This window comes from Citrobacter sp. Marseille-Q3906, from assembly GCF_916618775.1.
Classification (GTDB): domain Bacteria; phylum Pseudomonadota; class Gammaproteobacteria; order Enterobacterales; family Enterobacteriaceae; genus Citrobacter; species Citrobacter murliniae.
In genome coordinates, this window is the sequence record NZ_CAKAKA010000003.1 from 317352 (window position 1) to 339929 (window position 22578).

Genomic DNA, 22578 nt, shown 5'->3' on the forward strand with positions numbered 1-22578 from the left:
TGGAGTCGACTCCAGAGTCAAGCATTTTTAAAGATACAGCGAACGAACAATCAGGAAATGTCCGGCAAAGTAGCAGGCGGCGGCAATTGCATTATCAGCGCGGAAGCGGCAACGATAATGACTTCCCAGCCAGACAATATTGCCGACAAACAGTAACGCGGCCCCCATAAATGCTGACAGCGCCGGGGCAGTTGGGCGGAAGAACCAGAGCTCACCGGCCATCCATACCATCATCAGGGTGATGCCGATAAAGGTACATATTGCTAAGCGAAGCTCTTCCAGTCGCGTCCAGATCACGGCGATCAGTAAGGCTCCCATCACCAGCAGCACCAACGGCAGTGGCCAGAAGAACGACAGTGTCATTTGGCTGGCGAAATAAATGGTATACAGCAAATGCGACAGGAAAAACGCGCCCACGGCATACAACAGGCGTTGACGTGGCAACAGTGTCAGTGCATCGCCCAGTAGTGAGGCAAACAAGCCGGCCAGCACCAGGTAGCTGACGGCGTTAAACATTGGTGCCTGCCAGGCCAGTAACAGCAGGAGTAATAATGTGAGTGGCTTAAAGACCCAACGTTGCCAGACGGGGCCACGATAAGAGGCATCCACAAACAGCCATGCGGAAAGACAGACAGCGATAAACGACCAAAGCATCTTAGTTCCTTGAATTCGTTATTTTTTCGTAAGCGGGGTGCCTACGGCTCTTCTGACCAGTGTAGAGGCCGATAGCGCCAGATGACAACACCATAACAGGCAGGTTATGCTTATTTCCGCATTTTCTGATGGGTTAATAATATGAGTAAACCACCACTTTTTTTCATTGTTATCATTGTATTAATTGTTATCGCCGCATCGTTTCGCTTTGTTCAGCAGCGACGTGAAAAAGCGGATAATGATGCCGCACCGCTGGTGCAAAAGCAGGTGGTGGTAAGTAATAAACGAGAAAAGCCGCTTAACGACAGGCGTTCACGCCAGCAGGAAGTGACTCCGGCGGGCACCAGCATGCGTTATGAAGCGAGCTTCAAGCCGCAAAATGGAGGTCTGGAGCAGACATTTCGTCTTGATGCGCAGCAATATCATGCATTAACGGTCGGGGACAAGGGCACGCTGAGTTACAAAGGCTCGCGCTTTGAGGGGTTTAGCGCACAACCGTAATTGAGCAGGCCGGATAAGGCGTAAACCGCCATCCGGCATTGCGGTTACTTCTTCAACTGAGTCTTAATTTTCTTCTGCCAGACCAGTAGCTCAAACACGCCAAACAGAAAAATGCGGATTTTCTCACCGCGGGTCATCTGCGGGCCATCTTTTGGCAACGTGCTTTTTAACAGCGCTAACTGCATCCCATGCATCAGTGCCATAAACACCAGTGCAACGTTAACGAAGATGTTGAGTGGGCGTGGAAACGGCTGAAAAATATTAAGCAGTAAAAAGGCCCAGACGCACAGCATCAATAAGCGTCCCAGATTAATCAGCATTGTGCTCTCCTTTGGCTTCGCGTTGATACAGGCGATAGGCGACCTGTCCGGCTACCTTTTCGCGATACAACGACCAGTTAACAGGAACCGGAGGCAGACCGTTTTCAACTTCGCTTTCCACGTAAATATACGCCTCGTTTGCCAGCCAGTTGTTTGTTTCCAGAAGAGTTAATGTTTCTTCCAGTAAACCTTTGCGAAAAGGTGGATCAACAAACACCACATTATGCGGCGTACCCGCCTGGGCCAGAAACGCGAGCGTGTTGGTGTTGATGACGCGGGCATGGCTTGCCTTAAGTGTGGCAAGATTCTTTTGTAACTGCTGCGATACCGCACGGTCCATCTCCAGCAGCGTGGCGTCTGCTGCATAGCGGGAGAGGGCTTCCAGCCCCAGCGCGCCGCTTCCGGCGAAGCAGTCGAGGCAGCGCGCGTCGACCATCACCGGGGCCAGCCAGTTAAACAATGTTTCGCGGACTCGGTCGGTCGTCGGTCGTAAACCGGGACTGTCCGGAACCGGGAGTTTACGGCCCCGCCATTGCCCGCCAATAATGCGGATCTGACCGCTGCCTGAGTGATTCGGTTTTTTCATTTCGATTATTGCTCAATCCGCCTATAGCATGTCGTTCCAGGCGGTGATGTGAGTTGAGTTAAGTGATAGACTATTTCATCATTTTTATAGCTGCTATGTACATAGCGTTGACGCTGTGCCATGAAGCAACAGCGGGGGAGTGTAGTCGCAAATGGCGAAAGAGAAAAAACGTGGCTTTTTTTCCTGGCTGGGCTTTGGTCAAAAAGAGCAGGCACCGGAAAACGAGACAGAATTAAAAAACGAAGAACAACAATCGGTTGCCGAAGAAACTGTCGTCGTAGAGGAACAACCTCGCGCGCAGGAAACGCATAGTGAAGCGGAATCAGAAGCTTTTGCTGCTGAAGTTGTTGAAGTCACGGAACAGGTTGCGGAAATCGAAAAGCTGCAGCCTGAAATAGAGCCCGTTGCCGAACATGTTCAGCCGGTTGTTGAAGCACCTGAACCGACAGTGGCCGCCGTTGAGGTTATTGAACGCGAAGAGTTGCCGCTGCCGGAAGAGGTGAAAGCTGAAGAAACTTCACCTGAGGAGTGGCAGGCCGAAGCGGAAACCGTTGAAATTGTGGAGGCGGTTGAAGAAGAAGCGGATAACGAACCGCAACTGACTGACGAAGAGCTGGAAGCGCAGGCGCTGGCAGCCGTGGCGGTGGAAGAAGCCGAAACTGTTGTACCGGTTGAAGACACCCCAGCGGAAGAGGGTTTGGTAGAGGAAACGGTAGAAGAAGAGGCCGCGCAGGAGCAGGAAAAGCCGACGAAAGAAGGTTTCTTTGCGCGTCTTAAACGCAGCTTGCTGAAAACAAAAGAAAACCTCGGTTCCGGATTTATCAGTCTGTTCCGTGGTAAAAAGATCGACGATGATCTGTTTGAAGAGCTGGAAGAGCAGTTACTGATCGCTGACGTGGGTGTAGAAACCACCCGCAAGATCATCGCCAATCTGACGGAAGGCGCCAGCCGCAAGCAACTGCGTGATGCAGAAGCGCTGTATGGTCTGCTGAAAGATGAAATGGGCGAGATTCTGGCAAAGGTTGATGAACCGCTGAATGTTGATGGTAAAACGCCATTTGTTATTTTAATGGTGGGTGTGAACGGTGTGGGTAAAACGACCACCATCGGTAAGCTGGCGCGCCAGTTTGAGCAGCAGGGTAAGTCGGTGATGCTGGCAGCCGGGGACACCTTCCGTGCTGCGGCGGTAGAACAGCTGCAGGTCTGGGGTCAGCGTAACAACATCCCGGTGATTGCTCAGCATACCGGCGCGGATTCAGCATCCGTTATCTTTGATGCTATTCAGGCTGCGAAGGCGCGTAACGTTGACGTGCTGATCGCTGATACTGCGGGTCGCTTGCAGAACAAAGCGCACCTGATGGAAGAATTGAAAAAAATCGTTCGTGTCATGAAGAAGCTGGACGAGGATGCGCCGCATGAAATTATGCTGACCCTTGACGCCAGTACCGGGCAGAATGCAATAAGCCAGGCCAAACTGTTCCATGAAGCGGTGGGATTGACCGGTATTACCCTGACCAAGCTGGACGGTACGGCGAAAGGTGGAGTAATTTTCTCGGTTGCCGACCAGTTTGGCATCCCTATCCGTTATATCGGCGTGGGCGAACGTATCGAGGATTTACGTCCGTTTAAAGCGGACGATTTTATAGAGGCACTTTTTGCCCGAGAGGATTAACAATGATTCGCTTTGAACATGTCAGCAAGGCCTATCTCGGTGGGAGACAAGCGCTGCAGGGAGTTACATTCCATATGCAGCCTGGCGAGATGGCGTTTCTGACCGGCCACTCCGGTGCGGGGAAAAGTACCCTGCTGAAGCTGATCTGTGGAATTGAGCGGCCCAGCGCCGGGAAAATCTACTTCAGCGGGCATGACATTAGCCGTTTAAAAAACCGTGAAGTGCCGTTTCTGCGCCGTCAGATCGGGATGATTTTTCAGGATCACCATCTGTTGATGGACCGAACCGTTTTTGACAACGTAGCCATCCCGCTCATTATTGCGGGTGCCAGCGGGGACGATATCCGTCGCCGCGTGTCGGCGGCACTGGACAAGGTCGGGCTGTTGGACAAAGCGAAGAACTTCCCGATTCAACTCTCCGGCGGCGAACAGCAGCGCGTGGGGATTGCCCGTGCGGTGGTGAATAAGCCTGCGGTACTTCTGGCGGATGAACCTACAGGGAACCTCGACGATGCGCTGTCGGAAGGGATCTTACGCTTGTTTGAAGAGTTTAACCGCGTAGGAGTAACGGTATTAATGGCAACGCACGATATTGGGCTGATCTCCCGACGTTCATATCGTCAGCTTGTCCTGAGCGATGGACATCTGCATGGAGGCCTGGCTCATGAATAGGCGCGACGCTATCAATCAAATTAAACAGTTTGGTGGCCGACTGGACCGCTTCCGTAAATCGGGCGGTGCTCCGGGGGACGGTGGTCGCAACGCGCCAAAGCGTGCAAAATCATCGCCGAAGCCGAACTCGCGTAAAACCAACGTCTTTAACGAGCAGGTGCGCTATGCATTCCAGGGGGCGTTACAGGATCTGAAAAGTAAGCCACTGGCGACATTCCTGACGGTGATGGTAATCGCCATCTCCCTGACGCTGCCAAGCGTCTGCTACATGGTTTATAAGAACGTTAACCAGGCGGCAAGCCAGTATTATCCGTCCCCGCAGATCACTGTTTATCTGCAAAAAACGCTGGATGACGATGCGGCGGCGCGGGTGGTGGGTCAATTGCAGGCAGAGCAGGGCGTGGAGAAAGTGAATTATCTTTCCCGCGATGATGCGCTGGGCGAATTCCGCAACTGGTCCGGTTTTGGTGGTGCGCTGGATATGCTGGAAGAGAACCCGCTTCCGGCTGTGGCGGTGGTGATCCCGAAACTGGATTTCCAGGGCACGGAGTCGCTGAATACGCTGCGTGACCGTATTACGCAAATCAATGGTATTGATGAAGTTCGCATGGATGACAGCTGGTTTGCGCGGCTGGCTGCGCTGACGGGACTGGTTGGGCGTGTGTCAGCGATGATTGGCGTGCTGATGGTGGCAGCGGTCTTCCTGGTCATCGGTAACAGTGTACGTCTGAGTATCTTTGCTCGTCGCGATACCATTAACGTACAGAAACTGATTGGTGCAACGGATGGATTTATCCTGCGACCGTTCCTCTACGGTGGGGCGCTGTTAGGTTTTTCTGGCGCATTTCTTTCACTGATTTTGTCAGAAATTTTGGTGATGCGGCTGTCGTCAGCGGTAACAGAAGTGGCGCAGATTTTTGGAACAAAGTTTGATATCAATGGCTTATCATTTGATGAATGCCTGCTGCTTCTGCTGGTGTGCTCGATGATTGGCTGGGTGGCCGCCTGGCTTGCCACGGTTCAACATTTACGCCACTTTACCCCCGATTAAAAAATCTCTGGTATAATCTTTCCCTGCACTGAGTAGTTCGCTCTGCAGGGAAAGAGTCACTGTTTTCTCTTCCCGGCGCATTCATCGTGATGTCACATTTTGTGCGTAATTTATACACAATACGACATGGAACTTGTGGATAAAATCACTGTCTGATAAAAGATTGAATGATATTCTCGTTGCTCATAAGCTCTGGCATGGTTGTTGCTATTGGTTTTCCATCGCGCCAGATGATACAGATTGAGAGGATTTGAATGACCAAAGAAATGCAAAATTTAGCTTTAGCCCCTGTTGGTAACCTGGAGTCTTACATCCGGGCTGCGAACGCGTGGCCGATGTTGTCGGCTGACGAGGAGCGGGCACTGGCTGAAAAGCTGCATTACCAGGGCGATCTGGAAGCAGCTAAAACGCTGATCCTGTCTCACCTGCGCTTTGTTGTTCATGTTGCTCGTAATTATGCGGGCTATGGCCTGCCGCAGGCGGATCTGATTCAGGAAGGTAATATCGGCCTGATGAAAGCCGTGCGCCGTTTCAACCCGGAAGTGGGTGTGCGCCTGGTTTCCTTCGCCGTGCACTGGATCAAAGCTGAGATCCACGAATACGTTCTGCGTAACTGGCGTATCGTTAAAGTCGCGACCACCAAAGCACAGCGTAAGCTGTTCTTTAACCTGCGTAAAACCAAGCAGCGTCTGGGCTGGTTTAATCAGGATGAAGTTGAAATGGTTGCTCGTGAGCTGGGTGTTTCCAGCAAAGACGTCCGCGAAATGGAATCCCGTATGGCGGCGCAGGACATGACGTTTGACATGTCTTCGGACGACGAGTCCGACAGCCAGCCGATGGCTCCGGTGCTTTATCTGCAGGATAAATCGTCTAACTTTGCTGACGGCATCGAAGATGACAACTGGGAAGAGCAGGCGGCTAACCGACTGACCGACGCAATGCAGGGTCTGGACGAGCGTAGCCAGGACATCATTCGTGCCCGTTGGCTGGACGAAGACAACAAGTCGACGTTGCAGGAACTGGCCGATCGCTACGGCGTCTCCGCTGAACGTGTGCGTCAGCTTGAAAAGAACGCCATGAAAAAACTGCGCGCGGCAATCGAAGCGTAACCTTCCAGTAAACCTGGAAATGCTTATAAACCCTGGATGAAAATCCGGGGTTTTTTGTTTTTATCTCTCCTGCTCTCTCCTGAGGTCTATGCTTTTTGTCATCAAGTTGTTATCTGCATGTCAAATTTAGCTATTCCAAAATAATAAAAATCGGGTATGTTTTAGCAGAGTATGCTGCTAAAGCACGGGTGGCTATCCAATAATTGAAATAAAGTGCTGAACAACAACATCACAACACACGTAATAACCACAATAATGGGGATTGTCAGGATGAATATGAAGGGTAAAGCGTTATTGGCAGGATGTATCGCCCTGTCTTTGAGCAATATGGCGTTTGCTAAGGATATTAAGGTTGCCGTCGTCGGCGCGATGTCGGGCCCGGTGGCGCAGTATGGCGACCAGGAATTTACCGGTGCAGAACAAGCGATTGCGGACATCAACGCAAAAGGTGGCGTTAAGGGTGGCAAACTGGTCGTAGTGAAATACGACGACGCCTGTGACCCTAAGCAGGCGGTAGCGGTTGCTAACAAAGTGGTCAACGACGGGATCAAATACGTTATCGGCCACCTTTGCTCATCATCCACTCAGCCAGCATCAGATATTTATGAAGATGAAGGTATTCTGATGATCACCCCGGCGGCTACGGCACCGGAACTGACTGCGCGTGGCTATAACCTGGTTATGCGTACGACCGGCCTGGACTCCGATCAGGGGCCAACCGCCGCGAAATACATTCTGGAAAAAGTGAAGCCGCAGCGCATCGCTATCATCCACGATAAGCAGCAGTATGGTGAAGGTCTGGCGCGCGCAGTGCAGGACGGTCTGAAAAAAGGCAACGCCAACGTAGTATTCTTTGACGGGATCACCGCCGGTGAAAAAGACTTCTCTACCCTGGTAGCGCGCCTGAAGAAAGAGAACATCGACTTTGTTTACTATGGTGGTTATCACCCGGAAATGGGGCAGATTTTACGTCAATCGCGCGCCGCAGGTCTGAAAACGCAGTTTATGGGGCCGGAAGGAGTTGCGAACGTATCGCTGTCTAACATTGCCGGTGAATCTGCTGAAGGGTTGCTGGTAACCAAGCCGAAGAACTACGATCAGGTTCCTGCGAACAAACCAATCGTAGATGCGATTAAGGCCAAGAAACAGGATCCGAGCGGAGCCTTCGTGTGGACGACCTACGCTGCACTGCAGTCTTTGCAGGCCGGTCTGAACCAGTCTGAAGATCCAGCTGAAATTGCCAAATACCTGAAAGCAAACTCAGTGGAAACCGTCATGGGGCCGCTGTCCTGGGATTCGAAGGGTGATCTGAAAGGCTTCGAGTTTGGCGTGTTCGACTGGCACGCTAACGGTACTGCAACCGACGCCAAATAATTTTCCTGCGCCTTTCGCGCTGCAGGGGCGTTGGCTGCGTTATTCTCCCCCGGGAACTTACTTATGTAAGTTCCCGGGGATTTAATGAGGGACATCCCTGTCCCTCACCGAAGGCAGCCTTTGGCTGTTCAAATTCGTTCCAGACGAATTTGTCACTCCCTTGCCGCCTTCCTGCAACGCGAAATTCTTGGAAAATTGCGAGGTGGTTATTTTATCTTTTCTCCCAGCCATCCGCCTGCGCAGTAAACCCTAACGCATGCATAAACGCGGCCATGGTATTTCGGTCCTCGACGCCAACATCCGCCATCCACCAGCATGAAACGTCCGGGTTATCCCGGAGAACCTCCTCAACTAAATACTGCCCGACGCCTCGACGACGCGTGATTTCACGAACACGTAATGAATCCAGCGCGCCTTGCGTACCGCTCAGTGTCACACGTACCGCTCCCAGCAGACGCTCGTTAAAACGCGCAGCATAGATCCGGTGGGCGTCATCTACGCTTAAGGATGAGGCGGAATATTCAGGCCAGATTTTGCCCAGATCGATGTGATCCTGAGCGCTAAAGTTTTCTAAACGAATGATGGTCAGCTTCATTGACAGCATGTCCAAATCACAAAAGATGAAATCAGTGTACCGAAATAATTCACCCGGACGCTTTCTCTTTTTTATGCGAATAACCAGGTTAATAGTTTTGTAACAACGATAATGACAGTTTGAAACATTAGAGATTGAAAAACAGGCAGGATAATACCCTGGAATGCAGCATTTTATTCCGCTCATTATGCCGTTATTTTATGCTGACAAACGCACTTTTTTTTGTTTATCTATAGTGAAAAGCAGAATATTATCTTTTCTTAATCGACTGAAAAATAGAGATTTTAGCCTGATTATGCTTAAAAATCTGCGCTAAGCCATTAATGAGACTGGTAAAAATAGCGCAGTTCAAAAAAAGCACAGTCTGCTTTTTAACCATATAAATACAAAATATATACGCAAAATCATTCAAGTTGCATCAAGGCGGCAAGGGAGTGACAAATTCGTCTGGAACGAATTTGAACAGCCAAAGGCTGCCTTCGGTGAGGGACAGGGATGTCCCTCATTAAATCCACAGGAGCTTACATAAGTAAGTGACTGGGGTGAGCGAAGGTAGCCAACACTGAGGCAGCTTGAAGGATGAAGTGTAAACACATCACGAATGGGGATTCAGTTAATGAAACGGAATGCGAAAACAATCATCGCGGGAGTGATAGCACTGGCAATGTCGCACACTGCCATGGCGGAAGATATTAAGGTCGCTGTTGTCGGAGCGATGTCAGGCCCGGTCGCGCAGTGGGGCGATATGGAATTTAATGGCGCACGTCAGGCAATTAAAGATATCAATGCTAAAGGCGGGATCAAAGGCGACAAGCTGGTGGGCGTGGAATATGACGATGCCTGCGATCCGAAACAGGCTGTGGCTGTGGCGAACAAAATCGTTAACGACGGCATTCAGTATGTTATTGGTCACCTGTGCTCGTCCTCCACTCAGCCAGCCTCCGATATCTACGAAGACGAAGGTATTTTGATGATCTCCCCGGGAGCCACCAACCCGGAACTGACGCAACGCGGCTACGCGCACATCATGCGTACCGCAGGTCTGGACTCCTCCCAGGGACCGACCGCCGCGAAATATATTCTGGAGACGGTGAAGCCCCAGCGTATCGCCATCATCCACGATAAACAGCAGTACGGCGAAGGTCTTGCGCGTTCGGTACAAGACAGCCTGAAAGCGGGCAAAGCCAATATTGTCTTCTTTGATGGGATCACCGCGGGTGAAAAAGATTTTTCTGCGCTGATTGCTCGCCTGAAAAAAGAGAACATCGACTTCGTTTACTACGGTGGCTATTACCCGGAGATGGGACAAATGCTGCGCCAGGCCCGTTCTGTTGGTCTGAAAACTCAGTTTATGGGACCAGAAGGTGTGGGTAATGCCTCACTGTCCAACATTGCAGGTGATGCCGCTGAAGGCATGCTGGTTACGATGCCAAAACGCTATGACCAGGATCCGGCGAATAAAGGTATCGTGGATGCGCTCAAAGCTGACAAGAAAGATCCAACCGGACCTTATGTATGGATCACCTACGCCGCCGTACAGTCGCTGGCGACAGCTATGGATCGTAGCGGTAGCAAAGAACCGCTGGATCTAGTGAAAGATCTGAAAGCTCACGGGGCTGACACCGTGATTGGGCCGCTGAATTGGGACGAAAAAGGCGATTTGAAGGGATTTGAGTTTGGTGTCTTCCAGTGGCACGCGGATGGTTCTTCCACCGCCGCCAAATAAGGCAGCCACTCGTTATACTTCGAATCGCAGGTGCGTTGGCTGCAACTCGAATTATTTAGAGTGGATTCAATATCCCGTCCGGGCGGGTTTGGAAAGGTTATTTTATGTCCGAGCAGTTCCTCTATTTTTTGCAGCAGATGTTTAACGGCGTCACGCTGGGAAGCACCTATGCGCTGATCGCCATCGGTTACACGATGGTGTACGGCATTATCGGCATGATCAACTTCGCCCACGGCGAGGTGTATATGATCGGCAGCTATGTCTCCTTTATGATTATCGCCGCGCTGATGATGATGGGCATTGATACCAGCTGGCTGCTGGTGGCGGCCGGATTTATCGGTGCTATCGTGATTGCCAGCGCCTACGGTTGGAGTATCGAGCGCGTGGCATACCGGCCCGTGCGTAGCTCCAAGCGTCTGATTGCGCTGATTTCTGCGATCGGGATGTCTATCTTCCTGCAAAACTACGTCAGCCTGACGGAAGGCTCGCGTGATGTGGCGCTGCCAAGCCTGTTTAACGGTCAATGGACTATCGGCAGTAGCGAAAACTTTTCTGCCTCCATCACTACCATGCAGTTGGTTATCTGGATAGTGACCTTCATGGCGATGCTGGCGCTGACCATTTTTATCCGTTATTCACGTATGGGACGCGCCTGCCGCGCCTGTGCGGAAGACCTGAAAATGGCCAGTCTGCTGGGTATCAACACTGACCGCGTCATTGCGCTGACCTTTGTGATTGGTGCGGCGATGGCGGCGGTGGCGGGTGTGCTGCTCGGTCAGTTCTACGGCGTAATTAATCCGTATATTGGCTTTATGGCCGGGATGAAAGCCTTTACTGCTGCGGTTCTCGGCGGTATTGGCAGCATTCCTGGTGCGATGATCGGCGGCCTGATTCTGGGCGTAGCTGAAGCGCTTTCCTCTGCTTATCTGAGTACGGAATACAAAGACGTGGTGTCGTTCGCACTGCTGATTCTGGTGCTGCTGGTGATGCCGACCGGTATTCTGGGTCGTCCGGAGGTAGAGAAAGTATGAAACCAATGCATTTTGCGATGGCGCTGCTCTCTGCCGTTATGTTTTTCATCCTGGCGGGTGTCTTTATGGGCGTCCAGCTAGAGCTGGATGGCACTAAGCTGGTTGTTGATGTCGCCAGTGATATTCGCTGGCAGTGGGTGTTTATTGGCACTGGAGTCGTTTTTCTGTTCCAGCTGCTGCGTCCGGTGTTCCAGAAGAGCTTGAAAAGCGTCTCCGGACCGAAGTTTATTCTGCCAGCGATTGACGGCTCAACTGTCAAACAAAAGCTGTTCCTGGTGGCGCTGCTGGTCATCGCCGTGGCATGGCCATTCATGGTGTCACGTGGGACGGTGGATATCGCCACGCTGACGATGATTTATATCATCCTCGGTCTGGGCTTAAACGTCGTGGTTGGTCTTTCCGGTCTGTTAGTGTTGGGCTACGGTGGTTTTTATGCGATTGGCGCTTACACCTTCGCGCTGCTGAACCACTATTACGGTCTTGGTTTCTGGACCTGCCTGCCACTGGCAGGGCTGGTTTCGGCAGCTGCAGGCTTTATGCTCGGCTTCCCGGTGCTGCGCCTGCGTGGTGACTACCTGGCGATTGTGACGCTGGGCTTTGGCGAGATCGTTCGTATTCTGTTGCTCAACAATACTGAAGTGACCGGTGGTCCGAACGGTATCAGCCAGATCCCGAAACCAACCTTTTTCGGCCTTGAGTTCAGTCGTAGTGCCCGCGAAGGCGGCTGGGATACCTTCAGCAACTTCTTTGGCGTGAAGTATGATCCGTCTGACCGCGTGATTTTCCTTTATCTGGTGGCGCTGCTGCTGGTGGTCTTCTCGCTTTTCGTCATTAACCGTCTGTTACGTATGCCGCTGGGTCGCGCATGGGAAGCGTTGCGTGAAGATGAAATTGCCTGTCGTTCGCTGGGCCTAAACCCAACGCGCATCAAACTGACCGCTTTTACTATCAGCGCTGCGTTTGCCGGCTTTGCCGGAACGTTGTTTGCCGCGCGCCAGGGCTTTGTCAGCCCGGAATCTTTTACCTTTGCCGAATCCGCCTTTGTGCTGGCGATTGTCGTCCTGGGGGGAATGGGGTCGCAGTTTGCGGTGATCCTGGCGGCTGTCCTGCTGGTTGTATCACGCGAGCTGATGCGCGATTTCAATGAATACAGCATGTTGATGCTGGGTGGTTTAATGGTACTGATGATGATCTGGCGTCCACAGGGCTTGCTGCCGATGACCCGTCCACAGTTGAAGCTGAAAAACGGTCAAGCAAAAGGAGAGCAGGCATGAGTCAGCCATTATTATCCGTTAACGGCCTGATGATGCGCTTCGGTGGACTGCTGGCGGTCAACAACGTTGAGCTGGAGCTGAGGCCGCAGGAGATCGTTTCGTTAATCGGGCCAAACGGCGCGGGAAAAACTACGGTCTTCAACTGCCTGACCGGCTTTTATAAGCCGACCGGCGGCACGATCAAGTTGCGTGACCAGCACCTGGAAGGGCTACCGGGCCAGCAAATCGCCCGTATGGGCGTGGTGCGCACCTTCCAGCATGTGCGTCTGTTTCGTGAAATGACGGTGATTGAAAACCTGCTGGTAGCACAACATCAGCAACTGAAAACGGGCGTGTTCTCTGGTTTGCTGAAGACTCCGTCGTTCCGTCGTGCACAGAGTGAAGCGCTGGACCGCGCCGCTACCTGGCTGGAGCGTATTGGTCTGCTGGAGCATGCCAACCGTCAGGCCAGTAACCTGGCGTACGGTGATCAGCGTCGCCTGGAGATAGCCCGTTGTATGGTCACGCAGCCGGAAATCCTGATGCTCGACGAACCCGCTGCGGGTCTCAACCCGAAAGAGACTAAAGAGCTGGACGAGCTGATTGCCGAACTACGTAATCATCACAACACCACCATTTTGCTGATTGAACACGACATGAAACTGGTGATGGGCATTTCTGACCGTATTTATGTGGTGAACCAGGGCACGCCGCTGGCGAACGGGACGCCGGAACAGATTCGTAATAACCCGGACGTGATCCGCGCATACCTTGGTGAGGCGTAAGATGGAAAAAGTCATGTTGTCCTTTGACAAAGTCAGTGCCCACTACGGCAAGATCCAGGCGCTGCACGACGTCAGCCTGTATATTAACCAGGGTGAAATCGTGACGCTGATTGGTGCCAACGGTGCAGGGAAAACGACGCTGCTCGGTACGCTGTGCGGCGATCCGCGTGCGACAAGCGGGCATATTGTCTTTGACGGTAAAGATATTACCGACTGGCAGACGGCGAAAATTATGCGTGAAGCGGTAGCGATTGTTCCGGAAGGACGTCGTGTGTTTTCCCGTATGACGGTGGAAGAGAACCTGGCGATGGGCGGCTTCTTTGCTGAGCGTGACCAGTTTCAGGAACGCATCAAGTGGGTATATGATCTGTTCCCCCGCCTGCATGAGCGCCGTATCCAGCGCGCAGGGACCATGTCCGGCGGCGAGCAGCAGATGCTGGCGATTGGTCGTGCATTGATGAGTCAACCGCGCCTGCTGCTACTTGATGAGCCTTCCCTGGGGCTGGCACCGATCATTATTCAGCAGATTTTTAACACCATCGAGCAGCTACGCGAGCAGGGGATGACAATCTTCCTCGTTGAGCAGAACGCCAACCAGGCGCTGAAGCTCGCCGACCGCGGATACGTGCTGGAAAACGGTCATGTGGTGCTATCCGATACCGGTGACGCCTTGCTTGCCAACGAAGCGGTACGCAGCGCGTATCTCGGCGGTTAGCCCTTTGCGGCACTACAGGATGGCAGCGTAAACGCTTAATCCGGCCTACACGTGATCGTAGGCCGGATTAAACGCACCAGCGTTGTCATCCTGCAGAGTGTTCATAAGCAGCACCGTATCTATACGTGTCTTAGCTCCCACTTTCTCCTCTCATAACCTTCACTGCCTTGCCATCTGTTTGTCGCCTTACTATCTTTTTTTTGTAATAAAAAAGTTATTTTTCTGTCATTCGAGCATGTCATGTTACCCCCGCGAGCATAAAACGCGTGATATCGCGCATCCGGCACAACAAGAGAGATAACCGATGATATCGTTACGACATACAGCTTTAGGACTGGCTCTCAGTCTGGCATTTGCAGGTCAGGCTCTGGCAGTAACTACCATCCCATTCTGGCATTCAATGGAAGGCGAACTGGGTAAAGAAGTTGATTCACTGGCGCAACGTTTTAATGAATCCAACCCCGATTACAAAATTGTTCCGCAGTACAAAGGTAATTACGAGCAGAGTCTGAGCGCAGGTATTGCCGCCTTCCGTACCGGAAACGCGCCTGCGCTGCTGCAGGTGTATGAAGTTGGTACGGCGACGATGATGGCTTCGAAAGCGATTAAGCCAGTTTTCGAAGTGTTTAAAGAGGCCGGAATTAACTTCGATGAGTCCCAGTTTGTGCCGACGGTGTCCGGGTATTACACCGACTCTAAAACCGGGCACTTACTCTCTCAGCCGTTTAACAGCTCCACCCCGGTGCTGTATTACAACAAAGATGCCTTTAAAAAAGCCGGTTTAGATCCCGAACAGCCGCCGAAAACCTGGCAGGATTTGGCCGAATACACCGCGAAGTTGAAAGCCGCAGGCATGAAGTGTGGTTACGCCAGCGGCTGGCAGGGGTGGATCCAGATTGAAAACTTCAGCGCCTGGAACGGCTTACCCGTTGCAACAAAAAATAATGGCTTTGACGGTACCGATGCGGTTCTGGAGTTCAATAAGCCAGAGCAGGTGAAACACATTGCTCTGTTGGAAGAGTTGAACAAGAAAGGGGATTTCAGCTACTTCGGGCGCAAAGATGAATCCACTGAGAAGTTCTACAACGGTGACTGCGCAATTACTACCGCCTCTTCGGGTTCTCTGGCTGATATTCGTCACTACGCTAAATTCAACTACGGTGTAGGCATGATGCCATACGATGCCGACGTGAAAGGCGCGCCGCAGAACGCGATTATTGGCGGTGCGAGCCTGTGGGTGATGCAGGGTAAAGACAAAGCAACCTACCAGGGTGTGGCGCAGTTCCTCAACTTCCTGGCGAAACCTGAAATCGCTGCCGAATGGCACCAGAAAACAGGTTATCTGCCGATTACTACCGCCGCGTACGATCTGACCCGTGAGCAGGGTTTCTATGACAAGAATCCGGGGGCGGATATCGCTACACGTCAGATGCTGAACAAACCGCCGTTGTCGTTTACCAAAGGTCTGCGTCTGGGCAATATGCCTCAGATCCGCACTATCGTGGATGAGGAACTGGAAAGCGTATGGACCGGTAAGAAAACGCCACAGCAGGCGCTGGATTCCGCTGTTGAGCGTGGGAATCAGTTGCTGCGCCGCTTTGAGCAATCGACCAAGTCTTAATGTGAAATGCCGGGTGGCGGCTTCGCCTTACCCGGCCTACAAATGCGCGTAGGCCGGATAAGCGTAGCGCCATCCGGCGCTGTTCAGGAATCAAACCTCAATGTCCTCATCCCGTCCGGTGTTCCGCTCGCGCTGGCTTCCCTACTTATTGGTTGCCCCGCAGTTGGTCATCACCGTTATTTTCTTTATCTGGCCCGCAGGTGAAGCGCTGTGGTATTCACTGCAAAGCGTCGATCCGTTTGGTCTTTCCAGCCAGTTTGTAGGCCTGGATAACTTCGTCGCTCTGTTCCATGACATCTACTACCTCGACTCTTTCTGGACAACGATGAAGTTCAGTACGCTGGTCACGGCAAGCGGCCTGCTGGTTTCGCTGTTTTTTGCCGCACTGGTGGATTATGTGGTGCGTGGTAGCCGTCTTTACCAGACGCTGATGCTATTACCTTACGCCGTGGCCCCCGCCGTCGCTGCCGTGCTGTGGATCTTCCTGTTCAACCCCGGACGTGGGCTGATTACGCATTTTCTCGGTGAATTTGGCTATGACTGGAACCATGCGCAAAACAGTGGCCAGGCGATGTTCCTGGTGGTGTTCGCGTCCGTCTGGAAGCAGATTAGTTACAACTTCCTGTTCTTCTTTGCTGCCTTGCAGTCTATCCCTCGTTCGTTGATAGAAGCCGCTGCAATTGATGGTGCAGGGCCGATTCGCCGTTTCTTTAAACTGGCGCTGCCGTTAATTGCCCCGGTGAGCTTCTTTTTGCTGGTGGTGAATCTGGTTTATGCCTTCTTTGACACTTTCCCGGTTATCGATGCAGCGACTGCAGGTGGGCCGGTACAGGCGACCACTACGCTGATTTATAAGATCTATCGTGAAGGGTTTGTTGGACTGGATCTCTCAGCTTCCGCCGCACAGTCAGTGGTGCTGATGTTCCTTGTCATTATTTTGACAGTGGTGCAGTTCCGCTATGTCGAAAGTAAGGTGCGTTACCAATGATTGAGAATCGTCGCGGGCTGACAATATTCAGCCATACCATGTTGATTCTGGGGATTATGGTGATCCTTTTTCCACTGTACGTCGCGTTCGTCGCGGCGACGCTGGATAACAAAGCGGTGTTTGAAACGCCGATGACGCTGGTTCCTGGTACGCATCTGCTGGAAAACATGTACACCATATGGGTCAACGGCGTGGGCGTCAATAGCGCGCCGTTCTGGCTGATGATGCTGAACAGTTTCATCATGGCGTTCAGCATTACGGTGGGGAAAATTACGGTTTCCATGCTCTCTGCGTTTGCCATTGTCTGGTTTCGCTTCCCGCTGCGTAACCTGTTTTTCTGGATGATCTTTATCACGCTGATGCTGCCGGTTGAGGTGCGTATCTTTCCAACGGTGGAGGTTATCGCCAACCTGAAGATGCTTGATAGTTATGCAGGCCTGACGCTACCGCTGATGGCGTCGGCTACCGCCACCTTCCTGTTCCGTCAGTTCTTTATGACTCTGCCGGATGAACTGGTCGAAGCGGCGCGTATTGACGGCGCTTCTCCAATGCGTTTCTTCCGGGACATCGTGCTGCCGTTGTCGAAAACCAACCTGGCGGCGCTGTTTGTCATCACCTTTATCTACGGCTGGAATCAGTACCTTTGGCCGTTGTTAATTATTACCGACGTTAATTTGGGCACGGCCGTGGCAGGCATCAAAGGCATGATCGCCACTGGCGAAGGCACCACGCAGTGGAACCACGTAATGGCAGCCATGCTGCTGACGCTCATCCCCCCGGTAATCATCGTGTTAGCCATGCAGCGCGCATTTGTGCGTGGTTTAGTAGACAGTGAGAAATAAAAATGGCTGGTTTAAAACTACAGGCAGTAACCAAAAGCTGGGACGGTAAAACCCAGGTTATTCAACCGCTGACGCTGGATGTTGCGGACGGGGAATTTATTGTGATGGTCGGCCCGTCGGGCTGCGGTAAGTCCACGCTGCTGCGAATGGTCGCCGGGCTGGAACGGGTGACTAGCGGTGACATCTGGATTGATCGTAAGCGCGTCACTGAGATGGAGCCAAAGGATCGCGGTATTGCCATGGTGTTTCAAAACTACGCGCTCTACCCGCATATGAGCGTGGAAGAAAATATGGCCTGGGGGTTAAAAATCCGCGGGATGGGCAAGGAACATATTGCGGAGAGGGTGAAAGAAGCCGCGCGTATTCTTGAACTGGGTGAACTGCTCAAACGCCGCCCGCGTGAGCTTTCCGGTGGTCAGCGGCAGCGTGTGGCGATGGGGCGGGCGATTGTGCGCGATCCGGCGGTATTCCTGTTCGATGAACCGCTTTCTAACCTTGATGCCAAGCTGCGTGTGCAGATGCGCCTTGAGTTACAACATCTGCACCGCCGACTGAAAACCACCTCGCTATACGTTACGCACGATCAGGTTGAGGCCATGACACTTGCCCAGCGCGTGCTGGTGATGAACAAAGGTGTCGCTGAGCAAATTGGCACCCCGGTCGAGGTATACGAAAAACCCGCCAGCCGCTTTGTGGCGAGTTTTATTGGTAGCCCGGCCATGAACCTGATGGACGGACACATCAGCGCCTCGGGTACCCATTTTGAACTGGAGGGGGGCATGGCGTTGCCTGCCGGTCATGACTATCGTCGCTATAGTGGACGGAAAATGACGTTGGGTATCCGCCCGGAGCATATTGCGCTAAGCTCGCAAGCCGAAGGCGGCGTGCCGTTGGTAGTCGACACGCTGGAAATGCTGGGAGCAGATAACCTGGCACACGGACGTTGGGGTGAGCAAAAGTTGGTGGTGCGACTGGCACATCAGCATCGCCCGACAGCTGGCAGTACGCTATGGCTGCATCTGCCAGAAAATCATTTGCATCTCTTTGATGGCGAAACAGGACAACGCGTATGAGTAACTGGCCTTATCCTCATATTGTCGCCCACCGTGGTGGCGGCAAACTGGCTCCGGAGAACACCCTGGCGGCAATCGACATGGGGGCGCGATACGGGCATACCATGATTGAATTTGACGCTAAATTGTCGAAGGATGGCGAGATCTTTTTACTGCACGACGACAACCTCGAGCGTACCAGCAACGGTTGGGGCGTTGCCGGTGAACTGAACTGGCAGGATTTGCTGCGTGTGGATGCTGGCGGTTGGTTTAGCGGTGAGTTCAAAGGCGAGCCGTTGCCGTTGCTCTCACAGGTGGCTGAGCGCTGTCGCCAGCACGGTATGATGGCGAATATAGAGATTAAACCTACCACGGGTAGCGGAACCATCACGGGGAAAGCCGTCGCGCTCGCCGCGCGTGAATTATGGGCTGAAATGACGCCGCCGCTGCTTTCATCATTCGAGATTGACGCCCTTGAAGCGGCGCAATTGGCTGTTCCTGAACTGCCGCGTGGGCTACTGCTTGACGAGTGGCGTGAAGACTGGCGAGAACTCACCGCGCGCCTGGGCTGCATCTCGATTCATCTTAACCATAAGCTGTTGGATGAGGCGAGAGTGGACGCGTTGCGAGATGCGGGTTTAAGGATTCTGGTGTATACCGTCAACCGGCCCCAGCGCGCTGCTGAGCTGTTGCGCTGGGGAGTGGACTGCATTTGTACTGATGCTATTGATGTGATTGGCCCTGATTTTCAGCCCGATTAAGGCCCAATCGTTTTTAACGGAACGTTAGGCTGCGGCGTGTTGGAGGGTCTCAGCATGTCGCCGTTCTTTTTCTCCGGAAGCATTTGCTGCTGTTTATTCAGCGAGCTGTCCGGATTACGGGCTCCGTTTAACATCCCACCGTTGTTGTTGGGCAGCATTTGCTGTTGGGTGGAATTCAACTCCCCTGGCTGAGACTGACGTACTCGCTGGGAGTTGGTGTTGATTTGATTTTCCATATGCTGCTGTTGCATACGCGTCTGCGATTGCAACTGCTGGTTGAGCATCCCTTTCTGCTGAATTTGCTGTGTCTGCATTTGCGTCTGCATACGCTGCTGACTCGGGATCTGATAACCAGGTTGATTCGGGTTATTCATGGTGTTGATGGGCTGTGCAAAGCCTGCAAACGGCAATAGCATGGCTAATATCAAGAGTCGTTTCATCGCTTTTCTCCTCCCGGGGATCTCTTAAGTTTACTCCTTATTCACCGTTACGATGATTATTTCAGAGTTATGCACCAGGCTTAGTGGGGGCTGACCCCATACATCTGGAGAATAACGATGATAAAACCGACGTTTTTACGCCGGGTAGCCATTGCTGCTCTGCTCTCAGGAAGTTGTTTTAGTGTTGCCGCCGCACCGCCGACACCCTCACCGGTGTCATACGGTGTTGAGGAAGATGTGTTCCATCCTGTGCGCGCGCAGCAGGGGATGGTGGCCTCCGTGGATGCGCTGGCTACGCAGGTTGGCGTTGATATCCTTAAGCAGGGTGGCAATGCTGTAGACGCCGCCGTTGCCGTTGGCTACGCGCTGGCGGTGACGCATCCTCAGGCGGGGAACCTGGGTGGCGGTGGGTTTATGCTGCTGCGCACCAAAGACGGAAAGACTACCGCGATTGATTTCCGTGAAATGGCGCCTGCTGGCGCAACCCGTGATATGTTCCTCGATGAACAGGGCAACGCTGATGCGAAAAAGTCGCTGACTTCACATCTGGCTTCCGGCACGCCTGGCACTGTGGCGGGTTTCTCGCTGGCTCTGGAAAAGTATGGCACTCTGCCGCTGAATAAAGTGGTGCGCCCGGCGATGAAGCTGGCCGAAGAGGGTTTTGTGGTTAACGATGCGCTGGCCGACGATCTAAAGACCTACGGCAGTGAAGTGATCCCAAACCACGAGAACAGCAAAGCCATTTTCTGGAAAGACGGTGAGCCGCTGAAAAAAGGCGACAAGCTGGTACAGGCAAACCTGGCGAAAAGCCTGGAAATGATTGCTGAGAACGGCCCGGATGCGTTTTATAAAGGGGCGATTGCCGATCAGATAGCCGCGGAGATGAAGAAGAACGGTGGTCTGATGACCAAAGAGGACTTAGCCGCCTATAAAGCTGTGGAGCGTACGCCAATCAGCGGCGACTATCGTGGGTATCAGGTTTTCTCGATGCCGCCTCCATCCTCTGGCGGTATTCACATCGTGCAGATCCTTAATATTCTCGAAAACTTCGATATGAAGAAATACGGATTTGGCAGTGCCGATGCCATGCAGGTGATGGCGGAAGCGGAGAAACATGCCTACGCTGACCGTTCAGAGTATCTCGGCGATCCGGATTTTGTGAAGGTTCCGTGGCAGGCACTCACCGATAAGGCCTATGCCAAATCCCTTGCCGATCAGATTGATATCAATAAGGCTAGGCCTTCAAGCCAGATTAAGCCAGGTAAGCTTGCCCCATATGAAAGTAACCAGACCACCCACTTCTCGGTGGTGGATAAAGACGGTAATGCTGTGGCGGTGACCTACACCCTGAACACCACCTTTGGTACTGGTATTGTCGCGGGTAACACAGGCATTTTGCTCAATAACGAGATGGATGATTTTTCTGCCAAGCCAGGAGTTCCAAATGTCTACGGATTGGTAGGCGGCGATGCCAATGCCGTGGGTCCGAAGAAACGTCCGTTGTCGTCGATGTCACCGACCATCGTGGTCAAAGATGGTAAAACCTGGCTGGTCACTGGCAGCCCCGGCGGTAGCCGAATTATCACCACTGTGCTGCAAATGGTGGTGAACAGTATCGACTTTGGAATGAACGTTGCCGAAGCCACCAATGCGCCGCGCTTCCACCACCAGTGGTTGCCGGATGAACTGCGTGTGGAAAAAGGCTTCAGCCCGGATACTATCAAGCTGCTGGAGCAGAAGGGGCAGAAAGTGGTGCTGAAAGAGGCTATGGGTAGCACCCAGAGCATCATGGTTGGACCGGACGGCGCACTGTACGGAGCTTCCGATCCACGCTCTGTGGATGATTTAACAGCAGGGTTCTAAGGTTAGTGGCCTACATCGTCTGGAACGCTGTAGGCCTTATCTGTCGGTTACGGGAGATACCGTTGCTGCGATTCGGACCAGCGAAATATGTGACTGCTTTTATCCTGTAGATCAACGCGTTCCAGGTCATAAAACCCCTCGGTTTTTGCTGAACGCATTTTCAGGATGTATTTACTTTCGCTGATGTCGTGCTGTCGCGTTCCATCCTGATTCCAGTCTCCGGCGAGATCCTGATATTGGTAAACAAGGTCGGAAAAGACGTTGATTATCCTGTTATCTTTGATCGCGTAGAGCTCCAGCACTTCATAGAAGGCACCGCCGCCGGAATACGCATCAGAGTATCCGCCGCGTACCCCGAATGCCAGGGTATCGGGTGCGATCCGATAAGGGGCCAGATCCAGTTTGGTGTAATAGGCCAGCGGTCTGACCGATTCATCATTGCTCTCTTTCTCGGCAGCGTTATTCCATGTTGAGAGCTGGTCCAGCGGTTTTTCTGAACGTGCGATCGGCTGCAACTGTTGATTCTGCCAGGAAAATACGCCGAGATATAATTTATTGACGCGGCTGGTGCTGTAATTTTCCGGACAGCCGTTATCTGCGCGTTTCCTGGTTTGTTCTGCCTCTGCCTGATTATCTGCAAAACAGGCAACACCAATGTATTTCCCGTTTTTGCCCCAGGCTTTGGCACCGCTCATGATCAGGTTTTTGGGGTCTTCATTCGGCGCAACCCAGGCAATCCATTGGGCCACATCCAACCCTTGCGGAAGTTCGCCAAACCCTTTGGCAGGTGTCGCACCCATCATTTGTTCGGCGAAGATCTGCTTACCTTCCGGATGGTGAATGGCGCTGGGTACGGAGTCCAGATTCTGTACGGTCGTGGCATAGCCGGGGAAGATTGCTGCCAGCAGAACCAGCGAAAAAACCTTTTTCACAATGCGTCCTTTCAAGATAAAGGGCGATATAACTCG

At 52.6% G+C, this 22578-nt stretch carries 23 protein-coding genes and 1 pseudogene; 17 read left to right on the forward strand and 7 right to left on the reverse strand.

Going from position 1 to position 22578, the window contains the following annotated elements; genetic code table 11:
• Window positions 1-27: 27 nt before the first annotated feature.
• Window positions 28-654: a lysoplasmalogenase gene (locus tag LG384_RS18835; RefSeq protein ID WP_045448538.1), complete on the reverse strand. Its 627-nt coding sequence runs from the start codon at window positions 652-654 to the stop codon at window positions 28-30.
• A gap of 141 nt (window positions 655-795) precedes the next feature.
• Between LG384_RS18835 and LG384_RS18840 the strand changes: the two genes are divergently transcribed.
• Window positions 796-1155 (forward strand): DUF2500 domain-containing protein, encoded by a 360-nt coding sequence (locus tag LG384_RS18840; RefSeq protein WP_045448536.1) that lies wholly within the window; start codon window positions 796-798, stop codon window positions 1153-1155.
• Window positions 1156-1199: 44 nt separating this feature from the next.
• On the opposite strand, the gene LG384_RS18845 is transcribed toward LG384_RS18840, so the two are convergent.
• Window positions 1200-1475, reverse strand: a complete 276-nt coding sequence (locus LG384_RS18845; protein ID WP_045448534.1) for a DUF1145 family protein — start codon at window positions 1473-1475, stop codon at window positions 1200-1202.
• The gene (rsmD, locus tag LG384_RS18850; protein WP_045448532.1) at window positions 1465-2061 is read right to left on the reverse strand and encodes a 16S rRNA (guanine(966)-N(2))-methyltransferase; all 597 of its coding nucleotides are present in this window, start codon (window positions 2059-2061) and stop codon (window positions 1465-1467) included. The genes LG384_RS18845 and rsmD overlap by 11 nt, the downstream gene beginning before the upstream one ends.
• 151 nt (window positions 2062-2212) lie before the next feature.
• Between rsmD and ftsY the strand changes: the two genes are divergently transcribed.
• From ftsY to livJ, 5 genes are all read left to right on the forward strand, one after another.
• On the forward strand, window positions 2213-3733 hold the full coding sequence (ftsY, locus tag LG384_RS18855; RefSeq protein WP_048222954.1) for a signal recognition particle-docking protein FtsY: 1521 nt from the start codon (window positions 2213-2215) through the stop codon (window positions 3731-3733).
• Between the two features lie 2 nt (window positions 3734-3735).
• The gene (gene ftsE, locus LG384_RS18860) at window positions 3736-4404 is read left to right on the forward strand and encodes a cell division ATP-binding protein FtsE (protein WP_006687468.1); all 669 of its coding nucleotides are present in this window, start codon (window positions 3736-3738) and stop codon (window positions 4402-4404) included.
• Window positions 4397-5455 carry a permease-like cell division protein FtsX gene (ftsX, locus tag LG384_RS18865; protein WP_045448527.1) on the forward strand — a complete coding sequence of 353 codons (1059 nt, stop codon included), beginning with the start codon at window positions 4397-4399 and terminating at the stop codon, window positions 5453-5455. Before ftsE ends, ftsX begins: the two co-directional genes overlap by 8 nt.
• 254 nt (window positions 5456-5709) lie before the next feature.
• Entirely contained in the window at window positions 5710-6564 is an 855-nt protein-coding gene (rpoH, locus tag LG384_RS18870; protein ID WP_045448525.1) for an RNA polymerase sigma factor RpoH, read from the forward strand.
• A gap of 270 nt (window positions 6565-6834) precedes the next feature.
• The gene (gene livJ / locus LG384_RS18875) at window positions 6835-7938 is read left to right on the forward strand and encodes a branched chain amino acid ABC transporter substrate-binding protein LivJ (protein WP_225761376.1); all 1104 of its coding nucleotides are present in this window, start codon (window positions 6835-6837) and stop codon (window positions 7936-7938) included.
• A gap of 159 nt (window positions 7939-8097) precedes the next feature.
• Here livJ and LG384_RS18880 read toward each other — a convergent pair.
• Window positions 8098-8169: pseudogene (locus LG384_RS18880) on the reverse strand (hypothetical protein); the annotation flags it as partial.
• Entirely contained in the window at window positions 8150-8533 is a 384-nt protein-coding gene (gene panM, locus LG384_RS18885; protein WP_045449824.1) for an aspartate 1-decarboxylase autocleavage activator PanM, read from the reverse strand. The pseudogene LG384_RS18880 and the gene panM, both read right to left, overlap by 20 nt.
• Before the next feature lie 616 nt (window positions 8534-9149).
• On the opposite strand from panM, the gene livK reads away from it, so the two are divergent.
• The 10 genes from livK to ugpQ all read left to right on the forward strand — a co-directional run bounded on the left by livK (window position 9150) and on the right by ugpQ (window position 19307).
• Window positions 9150-10259 carry a high-affinity branched-chain amino acid ABC transporter substrate-binding protein LivK gene (gene livK / locus LG384_RS18890; RefSeq protein WP_200013231.1) on the forward strand — a complete coding sequence of 370 codons (1110 nt, stop codon included), beginning with the start codon at window positions 9150-9152 and terminating at the stop codon, window positions 10257-10259.
• 104 nt (window positions 10260-10363) lie between these two features.
• Entirely contained in the window at window positions 10364-11290 is a 927-nt protein-coding gene (livH, locus tag LG384_RS18895; protein ID WP_045448521.1) for a high-affinity branched-chain amino acid ABC transporter permease LivH, read from the forward strand.
• On the forward strand, window positions 11287-12564 hold the full coding sequence (livM, locus tag LG384_RS18900) for a branched chain amino acid ABC transporter permease LivM (protein ID WP_045448520.1): 1278 nt from the start codon (window positions 11287-11289) through the stop codon (window positions 12562-12564). The genes livH and livM overlap by 4 nt, the downstream gene beginning before the upstream one ends.
• Entirely contained in the window at window positions 12561-13328 is a 768-nt protein-coding gene (livG, locus tag LG384_RS18905) for a high-affinity branched-chain amino acid ABC transporter ATP-binding protein LivG (RefSeq protein WP_003023438.1), read from the forward strand. The genes livM and livG overlap by 4 nt, the downstream gene beginning before the upstream one ends.
• A gap of 1 nt (window position 13329) precedes the next feature.
• Complete coding sequence (livF, locus tag LG384_RS18910; protein WP_136345540.1) at window positions 13330-14043, forward strand: high-affinity branched-chain amino acid ABC transporter ATP-binding protein LivF; 714 nt, start codon at window positions 13330-13332, stop codon at window positions 14041-14043.
• 304 nt (window positions 14044-14347) lie between these two features.
• On the forward strand, window positions 14348-15664 hold the full coding sequence (ugpB, locus tag LG384_RS18915; protein WP_225761377.1) for a sn-glycerol-3-phosphate ABC transporter substrate-binding protein UgpB: 1317 nt from the start codon (window positions 14348-14350) through the stop codon (window positions 15662-15664).
• Between the two features lie 100 nt (window positions 15665-15764).
• On the forward strand, window positions 15765-16652 hold the full coding sequence (gene ugpA, locus LG384_RS18920; RefSeq protein WP_045448518.1) for a sn-glycerol-3-phosphate ABC transporter permease UgpA: 888 nt from the start codon (window positions 15765-15767) through the stop codon (window positions 16650-16652).
• Entirely contained in the window at window positions 16649-17494 is an 846-nt protein-coding gene (gene ugpE / locus LG384_RS18925; protein ID WP_045448517.1) for a sn-glycerol-3-phosphate ABC transporter permease UgpE, read from the forward strand. Before ugpA ends, ugpE begins: the two co-directional genes overlap by 4 nt.
• Window positions 17495-17496: 2 nt before the next feature.
• Window positions 17497-18567: a sn-glycerol-3-phosphate import ATP-binding protein UgpC gene (locus LG384_RS18930; protein ID WP_045448515.1), complete on the forward strand. Its 1071-nt coding sequence runs from the start codon at window positions 17497-17499 to the stop codon at window positions 18565-18567.
• Entirely contained in the window at window positions 18564-19307 is a 744-nt protein-coding gene (gene ugpQ / locus LG384_RS18935; RefSeq protein WP_048222942.1) for a glycerophosphodiester phosphodiesterase, read from the forward strand. Before LG384_RS18930 ends, ugpQ begins: the two co-directional genes overlap by 4 nt.
• Here ugpQ and LG384_RS18940 read toward each other — a convergent pair.
• Window positions 19304-19747: a DUF2756 family protein gene (locus LG384_RS18940; protein WP_045448511.1), complete on the reverse strand. Its 444-nt coding sequence runs from the start codon at window positions 19745-19747 to the stop codon at window positions 19304-19306. The genes ugpQ and LG384_RS18940 overlap by 4 nt on opposite strands.
• Window positions 19748-19864: 117 nt before the next feature.
• Between LG384_RS18940 and ggt the strand changes: the two genes are divergently transcribed.
• Complete coding sequence (ggt, locus tag LG384_RS18945) at window positions 19865-21610, forward strand: gamma-glutamyltransferase (RefSeq protein ID WP_225761378.1); 1746 nt, start codon at window positions 19865-19867, stop codon at window positions 21608-21610.
• A gap of 47 nt (window positions 21611-21657) precedes the next feature.
• On the opposite strand, the gene LG384_RS18950 is transcribed toward ggt, so the two are convergent.
• Complete coding sequence (locus LG384_RS18950) at window positions 21658-22542, reverse strand: hypothetical protein (RefSeq protein ID WP_225761379.1); 885 nt, start codon at window positions 22540-22542, stop codon at window positions 21658-21660.
• Window positions 22543-22578: the final 36 nt, after the last annotated feature.